Origin of the sequence: Mesorhizobium sp. LSJC280B00 (assembly GCF_000502835.1) — a bacterium.
Taxonomy (GTDB): domain Bacteria; phylum Pseudomonadota; class Alphaproteobacteria; order Rhizobiales; family Rhizobiaceae; genus Mesorhizobium.
The window spans coordinates 1-13,556 of sequence record NZ_AYVL01000046.1; the positions used below are offsets into that span (position 1 = coordinate 1).

The 13,556-nt window shown below is 57.2% G+C and carries 7 protein-coding genes and 3 pseudogenes; 5 read left to right on the top strand and 5 right to left on the bottom strand.

Annotation, left to right across the window (positions count from 1 at the left end; genetic code table 11):
• The coding region (locus tag X773_RS77855; protein WP_036239627.1) for a hypothetical protein at positions 1-387 on the bottom strand (387 nt) is incomplete at its 3' end.
• Here X773_RS77855 and X773_RS76960 point away from each other — a divergent pair.
• The 4 genes and pseudogenes from X773_RS76960 (at position 386) to X773_RS79185 (ending at position 3,640) form a co-directional block, all read left to right on the top strand.
• Positions 386-574, top strand: a complete 189-nt coding sequence (locus X773_RS76960; RefSeq protein ID WP_128178386.1) for a hypothetical protein — start codon at positions 386-388, stop codon at positions 572-574. The genes X773_RS77855 and X773_RS76960 overlap by 2 nt on opposite strands.
• Positions 561-1,394, top strand: a pseudogene (locus tag X773_RS71030) (recombinase family protein); the annotation flags it as partial. The gene X773_RS76960 and the pseudogene X773_RS71030, both read left to right, overlap by 14 nt.
• Positions 1,395-1,562: 168 nt before the next feature.
• Entirely contained in the window at positions 1,563-2,792 is a 1,230-nt protein-coding gene (locus X773_RS0139920; RefSeq protein WP_031213101.1) for an acetyl-CoA carboxylase biotin carboxylase subunit family protein, read from the top strand.
• A 398-nt stretch (positions 2,793-3,190) separates the two neighbouring features.
• Complete coding sequence (locus tag X773_RS79185) at positions 3,191-3,640, top strand: IS5 family transposase (RefSeq protein WP_023680378.1); 450 nt, start codon at positions 3,191-3,193, stop codon at positions 3,638-3,640.
• A gap of 273 nt (positions 3,641-3,913) precedes the next feature.
• Here X773_RS79185 and X773_RS78700 read toward each other — a convergent pair.
• The 3 genes and pseudogenes from X773_RS78700 to X773_RS71045 all read right to left on the bottom strand — a co-directional run.
• A pseudogene (locus X773_RS78700) lies at positions 3,914-4,558 on the bottom strand (gamma-glutamyl-gamma-aminobutyrate hydrolase family protein); the annotation flags it as partial.
• Positions 4,559-4,626: 68 nt separating this feature from the next.
• Complete coding sequence (locus X773_RS71040; RefSeq protein ID WP_023680380.1) at positions 4,627-7,833, bottom strand: alpha/beta fold hydrolase; 3,207 nt, start codon at positions 7,831-7,833, stop codon at positions 4,627-4,629.
• The gene (locus X773_RS71045; RefSeq protein ID WP_084641799.1) at positions 7,830-12,458 is read right to left on the bottom strand and encodes a beta-ketoacyl synthase N-terminal-like domain-containing protein; all 4,629 of its coding nucleotides are present in this window, start codon (positions 12,456-12,458) and stop codon (positions 7,830-7,832) included. Before X773_RS71045 ends, X773_RS71040 begins: the two co-directional genes overlap by 4 nt.
• Before the next feature lie 269 nt (positions 12,459-12,727).
• Here X773_RS71045 and X773_RS75685 point away from each other — a divergent pair.
• Positions 12,728-12,914, top strand: a pseudogene (locus X773_RS75685) (transposase); the annotation flags it as partial.
• Between the two features lie 78 nt (positions 12,915-12,992).
• Here X773_RS75685 and X773_RS71050 read toward each other — a convergent pair.
• Entirely contained in the window at positions 12,993-13,382 is a 390-nt protein-coding gene (locus tag X773_RS71050) for an ectoine synthase (RefSeq protein ID WP_023680382.1), read from the bottom strand.
• Between the last annotated feature and the right edge of the window lie 174 nt (positions 13,383-13,556).

The window sequence follows — 13,556 nt, forward strand, 5'->3', positions numbered from 1 at the left end:
GGCTGTAGAGAACGGCCGCGCGCTGTCCGCCGCGATCGGAACCGCAGAAGAGCCAGGACTTTCTGCCGAGAGCCATCTCGGGGTCATTCTGCCCATGTTGGGCAGGAGGTCGAGGTCCATTACCGTTGGCACCCGTATTTCGGACATCGGCTTCGCTGCGAGAACAGCGAAGAGCGCGCCAACGGCCGGATCATTCATCTCGTCGTCGCGCCCGGGCATGTCATTACCGCTCCGGCCTGGATGATCGATCCCGTGGCTTGCGCGGCGATGGACCTGGGCTCCCCGCGCGTATCGCTTGCCGCGCTGCTTGAGCTTCACAAGCTCTTGATCGAACGCCGTTTCCGGCGAGGCTGTCCGGATGGTTTCACCATCGCGGAGGCGCAACATGAGAACCCTGCCACCACCGACACGATCTCTCGTGGTCGTTCGCCAACTCAGCTTGCCGCTCGACTCGCAGAAGCTGAACGGGCTGAGTTCAGCGCAACGGACCATAGTGATCGCCCGGCTCGCCAACGTATTGATGGCCGCCGCCGGCGTGGCAACGGAGGAGGAGAGCTGCGATGACGAGCGGTAATCTGATTCCGACTGCCGTCCTCAAGCGCAAGGCTGTCGTCTATGTGCGTCAGTCCACTCAGGCGCAGGTCCAGCTCAACCTTGAGAGCCAACGTCGGCAATATGAGCTTGTCGACGTCGCGCGGCGCTGGGGATTCCGCAAAGTAGAGGTGATCGACGAGGATCTGGGACGAACCGCAAGCGGGGCTGTGGAGCGTCCCGGTTTCGAGCGCCTGGTCGACGATCTGTGCACCGGCCATGTGGGCGCCGTGCTTTGCCTGGAGGCGTCCCGCCTGTCGCGCAACGGGCCGGACTGGCATCGGCTGCTCGAGTTGTGCGGCGAAGTNCCCAGACCCTCCGACGGCAAGAAGATGGTGTCCTTCGACTGGGTTCCGATCCGCTACCGCAACGTGATCTCGATCCTGAAGAACCCATTCTACGCCGGCGCCTATGTCTATGGTAAGAGCGAGAAGCGCACTGAGATCGTCGATGGCCGCGTTCGCAAGAGCTATGGCCATTACAAGCCGGCTAGCGAGTGGGCGGTGGTGCTCAACGACCATCACGAAGGCTACATCGGATGGAGCGAGTACGAACGGAACCAGGAACTGCTCGCGGCCAACGCTTATGGCAAAGCCGGCGGCGTCAAGTCGGGCCGCGGCGGTCGCGCACTGCTCCCCGGTCTCATCTCCTGTGGTCGATGCGGGCGAAGACTGGTTGTCATGTATGCCGGACGCGGCCAAGGTTATCCGGTATATCGCTGCGAGCGCGGCAACCTCATGATGGCCCAGGCGCGATGCATGTCGTTCAACGGCTTTCGCACCGACGCGGCGGTGACCCGCGAAGCGTAGTCTTGCAACGAAATCTCCACAATTCTTTACGGAATCTTTGCGGATGCAAGCCGCCGACAATGCTATGTTCAAACAAAGTCTGAGGTCAGGCACGGCTGGAAAAGCTGATTTCGATTACGCTCAGACTGCCGCACACAACAAGCAATGTCGGAGTCAACAGCGATGGCGAGAAGAGCTCTTATCCTGGTTGAAGGCGCAAGTAATACGCTGCGTTACGTCCGAGCGGCTCAGCATCTTGGCCTTTATCCAATCATCTTGTCTGCTGATCCAGCCCGGTACGAATATCTTGCGGCGGAAAACAATGAGGCAATTCGTGTCGATACAAACAGTCTCGATGCGCTGATCCACGAATGTTCCCGGCTGAGTGCAGCCTATGATATTGCTGGCATTACGTCCGCCACGGAGTTGACCTATGCGACAGTTGGCAAGCTTTGCCAGCATTTCGATCTACCAGGGCCGAACCCTACGTCGATTGAACGATGCTGCGATAAATTCGTTCAACGTCAACTCCTCGCGGACGCCGGCGTTCCAATACCTGCTTATCGCTTGGCAGCGAATGCGCCGGATGTAGAACGCGCTGCTGCGGAGATTGGCCTGCCGGTGGTTCTTAAACCGGCCGTAGGCACCGGCAGCATCGGTGTCCGATTGTGCCGAAACGCCGGTGAGTTGGCCGAACATACGAGCTATCTGTTGGGCGGGAAGCACATATGGCGGTCCTCGCCGAGGATACTGGTCGAAGAATATGCAGAAGGCCCCAATTATTGGGCCGTGATAATGGGAGATGAGGTCCTTGGAATTGGCACGGACGACTTCGGCCCCCCACCATATTTCGTCTATCATCAGTGGACCTTTCCGGACCCGCTGACTGATGCCGAGCATCAGCGTATCACCGATGCTTCGCTGAATTGTTTGCGGGCTCTCGGCCTCGGCTGGGGTCCGACGAACATTGAATTCCGGTGGACAAAACGTGGCCCGGTCGTCATCGAAGTCAATCCGCGTCTTGGCGGCGCGCCCGGACCTGAATTGGTTCAGGCGGCTTGTGGTGTCGATGCCCTCACAGAGCACATCAAGCTTGTAATCGGCGACGAATGGAATTTATGCAGAAGCCATTCGCAGACTGCGGCCGCGCGATTCCTCGTTGCGGATCGCGATGGCATCCTCGATTGGATCGATGGCGTCAGTCGGGCAGCTGCGATACCAGGTGTCGTCGAAGTCAAATTGAACGTTGAACCAAAAACACCCATCGTTAGGAAAGGCGACTACCGAGATTGCATCGGATATGTCATCGCCGCTTCACCCAGCCGTGCTCTGACCGACGCGATACTGCAGCGTGCCGTCGACCTAATCAGTTGGTCGATCACATCATTTCCGGCCCGCGGCGAACATGAATGAAACTGTGCCCTTCCACCTCCTGTACCAACGCAGGCTGGCGCGAACGGACGAAATAATCGTTGTTTGTTCTGGATACCTCTCGAAGAACTCCTCCTCGAATGAAGTAGAGTTGATTGCTCGCGGCTTCAATGGAACGGTCGATTCGCCGCGCGACATTGCGTCGGTGTGTCATCAGTAGATCGAGGCCGTCCCTGAGCGCGCTGACTGCGGGAATGAGCGACTATCTGAGAGGCCGGTTTGAAAATCGGCTTGCTGGGGTTTCGTCTGAGGCTGGGTTATGATTCAAGCTGTGGATGTGGACAAAGCAGAGCCGTGGCCGGATGGCCCAGATCGCCAAGAAGACCAAGCGCTACCCGTCTGATTTGACGGATGAGGAGTGGGAGTAGTTCGCGCCGCTGATGCCCAAGCCTGGGCGGCGTGGCCGTCCGCGCGAGGTTGATTTTCGCGAGGTGATCAATGCGGTGCGCTACCTGGTCCGTTCGGGTTGCGGCTGGCGGATGCTGCCGATCCACTTTGGACCCTGGCGGACGGTCTATGGCTGGTTTCGAGAGCTGGCGCGGCGATTTTTGTTCCAGACCGTCCAGTACGTGGCTCTGATGCTGGATCGTGAGCGGGCCGGGCGCGAGGCGAGCCCGTCGGCGGCGGTGATCGACAGCCAGTCGGTCAAAGCTCCGCAAGCAAGAACAAGGGGTTACGACGCCGGCAAAAAGATCGTCGGATGCAAGCGCCATATCGCAGTCGATACGGATGGGCGGCTGTTGATGGTCAACTTGACGCCGGCCGATATCTCGACAGCGCCGGCGCTCAGGCGATCTTGGATGGTATCCGCCAGCGCTGGCCCTGGGTGAAGCATCTGTTCGCTGACGGCGCCTATGATCGGCTAATGCTCATGGACAAGGCCGCCTATCTGGACTTCGTGGTTGAGATGATCCGTCGATCCGATGACCAGAAGGGCTTCGAAGTCTTGCCCCAACGCTGGGTCGTCGAGCTGACCCTTCGGCTGGATGACCCGATGGCACCGCCTCGTGCGCGACTACGAGCAGCGCATCGACGCCTCTCACGGAATGATCCTCGTCGCAATGGGCGCAAACCTCATCCGCCGAAACGCTCATCCTTGAATTTCAAAACGGACTCTGAGGTGTCAAGTTGCATTTGCGAACTCGTTGCGCGTCGCGCGCTTTGGCATTGAGAGTGACAAGCAGCTTTCTGGCGAGAGCGATGCGGATGACCATCTGTTCCTTTTCGGAAGCCTGCAACCGTTGCTTGAAAGCGGCCGGATGCGGATCATATTTTGCGACGATTCTGGCAACGAGGAAGAGGACGCCGCGCGGCCCGCGCGACCACCGCGCACTGGTCTTCGACCGCTGCGGCTTATAGGCTTCCGCCGGAAGCACGGCTTGGTGGTGAACGCTGTTTACTGCGTATTTGGTCTCTTCTGGGCACACGAGATGGCGTGACCGAGCAATGATCTCTGTCTGGTGCTGCGCTATCGTCGCCGAATGCTCGGGCCTGTGTTTGAATGCGCCCTCGACCTCGGTCGGTATATCCTGTACGAGTTGCCCGCCGAGGCAGATGGCCAGGAGCTGCATGCCGTTACAAACCCCGAGTATCGGCATGCGTCGTGACAGCGCTTTCTCGATCAGGGCTCTCTCGAAGTCCGTCCGCACCGGCTTCATCACGTACGGCTTGTGTTCAGTTTGGTGATAAAGCACTGGATTGATGTCAAATATGTCCCCAGTGATGAGGAGCCCGTCTGTGGCATCGAGATAGTCTTCGAAGCTATACCACCTCTTGGGACATCATCCGTTCGAAGGGTTGCCATCGCACGTGAGTTTCACTTTGGGATCCCGTGTACGGCCCGAGCCTGCTCGGCGGACAAGCTTGCGTGAGATACAAAGAGGCGACCGACCTCATTGATGGCCGGACTGCGGATCATCGAGAAATGGTCACCATCGACATACAAAACGTTAACGTGGGGAATTACTTCTACACCGGTAGCTGCTTGGATCGAGCTTAAGTTCTGCAAGAACACCTCTTCGGTTATGCCGGTGACATTGTCCTGCCTAGGCAGGACCAGCGTCACGTGATAGTTGATCGGCGCATAGATCTGAGCCGAAGCCGCGATGCGGCAATTCTTCTCGAAAACCCGCTTCAATTCGCCGATCACGACGTGCTCTGCCGTCGGCGTGGTGGCGTTTGGCGTAGTTGGCTTAGATCGGCTCATGTGCAGAAGTTGGTTGAAATCGTCATCGTCCACACGAGGGGTATGATGCGGGGACATTGCCGGCGCCAAAAGGCCATCTACGGCGACAATCCGCTCGATCTCTCGGCCGCGACGCCCCAATTCCACGGCCATGGAATATGCAAGCATAGCTCCAAATGAGTGGCCTACTAGGGTCAGCGGACGGTTCGGTTGGTGTTGCTCGACTTCATCGGCCATCTGGCGGACAGCCGCCACAATGTCGTCAGAAGCGCCGTCCTCGGGCGCGCCAAGACCGATCACATCGATGCTGAACTTGACTGAGTTGCGCAGTCCGGCCTCCCCTCCAACATGGCCGAAAATCCCTTCCACGAAAAAAATCTTCGGCCGGGCCTGTTCGACTGTTTCGGGAGCGGCAAGGACGGCCGACAGAATAGGGGATTTCCCGCCGCTCATTGCTGCGAACTGACGCTCCGTCTCCTGGAGACTCGCGCCGTCAGAAAGCAAGCTCATTGGAATACGTGTATCGCATAATTCTTCCAGCGCCAGGCGAAGCTCGACCAACTGAAAGGAGTCGACACCGTTGTCCGACAAGGAAGCGTTTAGATCTAGCGAGGTCTTATCTACGCCGAGCACCTCCGCCACCTTCGATAGGACTGGCCTGTCGGTGGGTCCGGCTAGAGCCTTAATGCCATGCGCTATATGGCTGCTGTGCCCCCCGATATCCCTCATCGCGCAGATCGGTCTTTGCATCGTGTCGCGAAGGATGGCGTGGAGTTTGCCCTCAACCCAGGCAGAGATAGTTCCGGCACCGGCGGAATTTGCGGCGTCGCGTAGGCTGACCGAACCTATGCTGGCCGTGACAAAGGATGTTTTCTGCCCTGGAAAAGAAATCGCAACGTTAGCCGCCTGCAATATCGCATTCAGGGCAGTAGTTAGTCCAGTCAATCCGGTGGCTCTGGAGAGCGAGCTGAGCCGACCATGAAATGCCTTTTCGGTACGCCTGCTACTTTCAATCCGCTTGTACTGTGGACCATATTCCAGCCCCTGCCGGGTAAATTGTGCATAGAAGCTTTCAGGGGCCACGGTCTTACCGCGTTGTCCCAAGGCGCAAGGTTCAGCTTCATCAGGCCAACTTGCGACAGGGTCTACCATGGCGAAAGCGTTCCGCGTCCAAGTCTCTTCTTTCCCTATCGTCCGAGAATAAAGCGCAACCCTCGGTCGGTCGCCATCTTCTACCTGAATGCCAATTCGACATCTGCTCTCGGCCGTGTTCAGAACGATAGGCGTTTCAAAAACCACATCATTCAATTGATTCTCCGTGGCGTGGCCTAGGTTGGAAAGGAAATCGAAAATCATCGCCAGCATTCCAGCTCCGGGAACGACATAGGCGCCGTTTACCCGATGCTCCTCAAACCAATCGGTTTCCCGTGGCGATATGTCGAACACCGTGGTCTTGCGAATGGTACCTTTGCCGAGAGCTGGAAGCGAGGTCGCGTGTTGTCCGGCGCCCTGCATGCAAAACGCTGTGCTGGCGATTTCACGCTGGCTGAATCGATAGGTCGGCATCGGGACGAGCAAACCACCCTCGGTGTTGTTAAGCTCATGCCAGGGCACAGCATAGCCCGCCGCAAACAGATCGGCGATCTTCTCCGCAATTGGATTGCCGGGACGGCCTATCCCGGGTACGATACCATATTCAGCTCGGGAATTGTGCCCAGCCGTGGCGCGAGTAAAGGTGCTCAGCGCCTGTCCGAGGCCGACTTCAAGAAAAATTGGTGCCTCAATTTGACCCAGCACACGCTCCACGGCCCCCATAAAATCAACGCAAGATCGCATTTGCGTAGCCCAGTAGTCTCGCGTGAATGGCTCAACCGTTTGCCAGGAACACGTGGGGAAAATTGGAATTAGCGGAGTCTGGGGTGCGAGAACGGGACCTCTGTCGCGTAGAGCTTGCGACGCTGGCGCCATAATCTCGCTGTGAAAGGCATTCGCGACTTTGAGGCGGTGGTACCTTAGCCGATTTTCCGCACAATAGTTCTCAAGGACCTCAAATCCAGCCTCCGGACCGGCCACAACGGTCCGATCGGGGCAGTTCTTGCAAGCGATTTCAAGGCCGAACTTGAGCAGTGGAGCCTGCAAGGACCCAGCATCGGCGTCAACTTGGCACATGAAGCCCTTCTCAGGCATCCGTTCCATTTCCACTGAGCGCGTGACGATCAGATCTAATGCCTCGTCCAGAGCAAGCACGCCGGCAGACACTGCGGCAGCAATTTCCCCGACGCTATGCCCAATTACCCCCGCTGGTCGAATTCCACATGACAGCCACACGGCGCTCAGCGACAGTTCGACGGCAAAAACGAGCGCCTGATCATGAATCGTATTTGATCGACCACAGACCAAATCATTATTGCCCGTTTTCGGTAGAAACGCGCCAATCTTTTCGGCAAAGACTCCATTGCCCAAACGGGACCGTAAGCCGTCGAGAATCTCGTTGAAACGGTCCCGAAACGCCCTGATGCCGTTCAGATGGCCCAGGATATCCCAGTTCAGTTCCATTCCCTGCCCGGGAAAGGTCCAGATGAGATTCGACGAACTTTGCCCATCGGGCAGCTTCATCATCGGTGCACCGTAGTGGATACTATAGCCGCCCTTATCTTCACCAAGCACGCCTCGGCACGCGCTGAAATGACGCCGCCCACGCCACAAGGTTTCGACCAAATCGGGCCTTTTGAAGTTGATGCCAGACAAGAGGAACTCTTTTAATGCAGCAGCGTTGGCCTCAAAGGCTGGGGTAAATCTTGCCGAGACTGGAAGGATAGTGCCGATTGCATGTGTCACTTCGCTGCCTCCCTAGATCTCCCGCCCTGTACACTTTGCAGGATTGTGTGGGTGTTTGTGCCCCCCATCCCAAACGCGCTCACGCCGCCAAACAGCGGGCTCGAGTGAGCGAGCGGGACCGGCTTGCTGGTCACCTGGATGTTTTCATCCGGTGGTAGCCGCGGGTTTAGTTCGCGGAAATGGCAGGTGCCCGGAAAAACAGCGTGATATAAACTTAGGCAGGACTTGATGAATCCAGCAACCCCGGCTGCTTCGTCGAGATGGCCAATGTTGCCCTTGATGGAGCCAACTAGGCACGGCGCATCGCGTTTGGCTTTCCTCAGACTCTGCCCAATGGAACTCCACTCGATGGCGTCCCCGACTACCGTACCGGTCCCGTGTGCCTCGACAAAACTCAGCGCATCTGGACCCAAGCCAGCATTGCGCAAAGCCTGCGTGATTACGTCAGCCTGGCCCTGGGGGCTTGGTGCGGCAAAGTTCATCCTGCGGCTGCCGTCATGGTTGACCGCGCTACCGGCGATGTTTGCATAAACTGTGTTGCCGTACCGGATAGCATCGCTGCTCCTTTTCAGTACAACGAGGCCGCCACCGTTTCCAAATACAGTTCCGTCAGCTGCAGCATCGAAGGGGCGACAAAGACCTTTCGGGCTGCGGACCGATCCTTCGACATAGTCGTACCCTGTCGGCTGAGGCCAAATCACCGAAATGCCACCGGCCAGTGCGATATCGCATTCATCGTTCAGCAGTGCATGCCGGGCATAGTGAATTGCCGCCAATGAGGTGGCGCACGCCGCCTGAATCGTGACGCTCGGTCCCGTGAGGCCAAGGCGATAGGAAACCGTGGATGTCAGGTAGTTTCGGTCGTTGCCCAGCCGTTGCTGCAGCGTGTTGTCCTCGCGAAAAAGGACATCGGTCCTGCTTTTGCGCAAGGGCTCAAGTTCATTCATTAGATATGTACTGAGCCCGGCACCCGCGAAAAGTCCAATGCGGGTATCGGCCCCGTAGCCGGCATCACCGGAATGTTCAAGCGCTGACCAGCATAATTCGAGAAAAATCCGTATCTGCGGATCCGTCCTGTAGGCTTCAGCGGGAGAGAGCCCAAAGAACTCGTAGTCAAATGAATCCACGTTCTCGAGCCGTCCGAAGCTTGGAACAAAGTATCTGGAACCTTCTTTCGCCTCCTCTTTGGCTGCGTCGTCGTCGCCCTTCGTGATCAGACAGTGCCCGCCCGCCAGATTCTCCCACAGTGCCTCCGCCGTTACGGCCCCGGGGAACCGACCGGCCATCCCGACGACGCTGACGTAGTCGTTTCGCCCCTCAAATCGCACGGGACGGGGGGCATCGAACTTGATTGGACTCTTGGTTCGCTCAAGGTGAGTCTCCAGCGCGGCAACTGTGGGAAAGCGATAAAAATCGGCTACCGTTAAGTCAGCAAAGGTGCTGGCAAGCTCCAGTTCAAGCGACATGAGCTCAAGAGAATCGAAACCGATGTCGCTGAATCGGCTAGACGCTGTGAACCTGGCGTGGGGCACTAGCTTCCGGATCGCTGCCGCTACCTTCATGTCATCGAGTGCTGCTCGCTGGTCTAGGACGGACGAGGATGTCTCTCCGACACCTATCTCAGCAGCGCGACGTTCGAGTGACGGATAATCTAGCTTGCCGTTCTTCAGACGTGGCATCTCGGCCAGCTTCGACACCCGGCAACGGAACTGACGTCCGAGTTTGGCTACGATGTAATCGACCAGATCGTCTGACGGCGGCTCCGGAAATTTGGGTTCGCATATGACAAAGACTCGAGGCTCCTGCCCAAACGCCGTTGCATCCGGAGCAATTGCAGCAGCATCCAGAATGCCTTCGCGCTGACGAAGGACCAATTCTATCGCCTCCAACGAAATCCGGTTGCCACGCAGTTTGACGATCCGATCACTGCGTCCCACCAAATGAATATTGCCGTCGTCATGTACAAACCCAACATCACCCAACACCATGGGCGCTGAGAACCCTTGGTCCGAGTCGATCGGGAACTGGACCGCCAGGTTGCCAACCACGCCCGCCGGAAGTGGTTCGTTCCGGCAGCCTAATATAGAAACCTTTGTCCCTGCGATCGGTAGCCCAATATGGGGCCGGTCTGGCCAAGCATCGGGTGCGCTTCCGAGGACATGGGCGGTTATGTCCTGGGTTTCTGACATGCCATAATGGTTGACGAGGATCGCGCCTGTCTTAGCAAACCAGCGCCTAATATTGTCACTAATCTCTAATGTCGCGCCGGCAACAATGACCATTCGCAATTCCCGGCAAGGCAGGTTCTGTTCCAACGCTGCGTTGGCCGCTCCTTCCAACAGCACCGTTGGGAGGTAGATTCTGTCCAACGCCATTTCATTCACGAACGACGCGAGCGCGCCTGGACTCGACCTTAATTTCGGCTCCGCGAAGACGAGGGTGCGCCCTCCAGCCAGCGTCGCATAGATTTCGTGATAGGCTACATCGTGCACAAGCGACGACAACTGAGCCATGCGATGTGCCTCGGGCAGACTGTCGAGATGCCATTTCACCAGTTGGTCCAATTGTGCGGCCGGAAACCGGATAGCCTTTGGATCCCCGGTGGACCCTGAAGTCATGACTACATAGGCGTCAAGCTTTGGGGATGGGTGCTGCTCACGTGACCGGACCAGAAGGCGAAAACCTGCAATCGGTGTGTCGCAAGGAGCGAACCCCTCTGGTCGATCGAAATCCTGAAACACCTCCTCCGTCACGAGGATCGCCTCCGCGCCCGTCGTTTCCAATTGCTTTAGGTGCAAATGGCTGTCGCTTTCATCCAGCCGAAGAAAACACCCGCCGGCCATATTCACCCCGACAAGAGCCGTGATTTCCTTAGGCTCGCGCGGACCCGCATAAGCGATCGTCGGATTGCCCCCACCAATCCGTGTCTGAATATGGCTGGCCAATTGATCCGCAATGCGGATTACTGACAGGTAGGAATAGCTGTCGCGTTGACCTTGTATCGCCTCACGCTCTGGGTTGCCATCGGCTTGCTGGCGCAATGCGGTCAGAAAAAATGGCGTCACAGCTGCGGGAGTTCCGGTGAAGTCAACCAGTTCCTTCGGGCCGGCTGCAATGGGCCGGTTTGATAGCAGGTAGGCTTTCATGCGGCCTGCCAGATAATCGAGCGAACTCTGGTTCATCAGACCGCTGGCAGCCTCTAGCCGGCAAACCAGCCGTCCGGAGGCGTCATGCCAATGATTGGCGACCATCAGGTACGGTGTGAGGGATGGTGCCGGTTCGAAGACTCGTGCGATCGACGGGCTGGAGAAGCCGAAAATCCGACGCCGCACCAAGAGAACATCGAACAGATTGTCAGCCTGGCCCAATTCCGCAAAACCAGGCGAGGCAGCGATCTCCTGATACGGAATGCGCCCGATGCGCGTTGAGAGTTCCACCTGCGCCAGTGCCCATTGCGGCACTTGGCCGAAACCGGTCCCAAAACAGCGGCCTTCAACCAATGGCGGTATCAGTGCCAATCCTGGACTTCCGAAATAGCCGAATTCCGGGCAGCTATCGGGAACGCAATCCTGAGGAATAGCAACGATAATCTGTTCGTTGTTCAACAGATTTGCGGTCGCGAATTGCAATGCGGCCAGAAGACCCGCCTCAGTTTCGTCATGGCCCCAAATCTGCTCATCTGGTGCAATGACAAGCTCACTCAAAGTCGGTCGCGGCGTGCCAATGTGGTGGAACCTAGCGCGCAGATCGCCCAAATCGTCGATGTTATCAGCGAGGCGCGACACCGCTTCCCAATCGCCTTTCGTCGATAGCTCTGCCAAAGGGACTCCGACCAGCGTGCCGCGGTCCCCTTCGATCTTGGTTTGGCCCGACAGGCCTTGCAGCAACAAAAGTAATGAGCGGTCCCCGTCACAGATGATGTGGTGAAACAGACAGAAAAGATAGCTCGTGCCTTCGCACTGAACAATTTGGACTCGCCAAGGCCAGCGCACCATCAGTCCAGAATGCTGGCTTATAAACTCCTGATACAGAGCAGAAAGTTGCTGTACCGATGCACAGGCCCTCTCGGGTAGAACGACCTCTTTTAGGCAGTCCGCTCCTACTGGATGGAGCCAAACATAACGCCCATCACGGCGGGCAAGCCTCGTATTTAGGAAGACGTGCCGTGACAGAATGGGCATCAGCGCTTCATGCAGCTGCCGGGTCGACAAGCGGGTCGTCATTTCTATTGCGCAGCATATGTTGAGATCCTTGCGCTGCGGATCAATCGCATCCAAGAAGCACATCCGCTCCTGCGATGAATTCAGTGGAAATTCTGTAGCTTCCTGTTGCACCTCGCTGCCTCCAATAACGTTCCACACGACCGCTGGGCCGCTGACTGTTCTTCTCGCAACCGTATTCAGAATCCTTGTCGCGCCGAACAACACAGTGAGGGCCAACTTTGCTTGCCGAACTCCTGCAACATCTTTGCTGCCTTGCCGCAGGGCAGCTACGACCGCCTCGCAAAGAAATATGCAAAACTCATGCCCGTTTACTGAACTGTCTGGAGGACGATCTTTAATATTGTTTTTCAGTGACTTACTGTGTGAAGTATGTGTCGACAACCCGACAAGCCGACAGCACATGTCGCGTGGCCTTCCTTACACCCTGCGCATTGCGCAACTGGCATGCCGGGTTAAACCTGGCTCCGCTTCAATATCCTTTGGAACTTTTGGCTCGTCCTTAAAGGACTTAAACGAGCCATAGCATGGGATCCGCGGATCCGCTGCCACTGCGGCGATGTTCCTTGGTCAGGAAATTAGATTGTGTTCGTCAGCGAGGACACCTCGATCCCGGAAGAATTACTCGGATGGAAGATCAACGCGCGTGCCAAAGGGCGCCGATCGTGGCTCCGAAGGTCGTCATCCCACCCAAGCGCAACCGCAAGGGGCCCGCGACCCTACGACCGTGATCTTTACAAGGAGCGCAATCGCATCGAGCGCTTCTTCAACAAGTTAAAGCAGTTCAGGCGCGTCGCAACACGGTACGACGAGCTGCTCGCCCACTTCATGGGCTTCGTCAAAGTCGCAGCCATGGTCATTTGCTCAATACTTAAATCGTCACTACCGCCCAGGTCGCCGGTTTCATTCGGGAAAGTTCCCGGTCAGCGTGCTCTGCAATCAGTAGGCAGATGAGAGTTCGTTGGACGCGAGGTCGTGGACCTCCTCGCCATTGAGGCTGGGAAGGAAAACGCAGACCAGACGGAGCTCTTGCTCGTAGGCGACCAAATAGTGGGCGTCATGCTTGTCTAAGGCGTACATCGTTCCCGGTACAATGACATGCTCCTCGCCAGTGATGGCATCGCGAACGTGACCCTTGCCGGCGATACAGTAGCAAGCCTCGACGTGATTGCGATATTGTAGGAGTGACGAGGTCCCAGCCTCCACGATCGTGTCCGTCAAGGAATATGGAACCCCGTCGGCTTTGATTAGGAAACGACGGCTCCTTCCGTGGCCCCAGGCGACATCACGGTCGGTGCCTTCAATATCCGCTAGCTTACGAACTATCATTTTTAGGATCCTTCTCTGGAGGTTGGCATATCAGATGGAACGAAGAATTCTCTCTCGGTGCAGCGATCTGTCTTAGTTATGCGCTCGAAACGCCTAGAAGCTCGGCTGGTATGCCGTCCGCTGGAAGGCGGAGGTGTTCCACAAACGGCATGACCCGGTTGCACGACATCACCT

Coding starts and splice junctions, on each gene's coding strand:
- X773_RS71050 (WP_023680382.1), bottom strand. CDS start 13,382: ATGATAGTTCGTAAGCTAGCGGATATTGAAGGCACCGACCGTGATGTC.
- X773_RS0139920 (WP_031213101.1), top strand. CDS start 1,563: ATGGCGAGAAGAGCTCTTATCCTGGTTGAAGGCGCAAGTAATACGCTG.
- X773_RS79185 (WP_023680378.1), top strand. CDS start 3,191: ATGCCCAAGCCTGGGCGGCGTGGCCGTCCGCGCGAGGTTGATTTTCGC.
- X773_RS76960 (WP_128178386.1), top strand. CDS start 386: ATGAGAACCCTGCCACCACCGACACGATCTCTCGTGGTCGTTCGCCAA.
- X773_RS71045 (WP_084641799.1), bottom strand. CDS start 12,458: ATGTGCTGTCGGCTTGTCGGGTTGTCGACACATACTTCACACAGTAAG.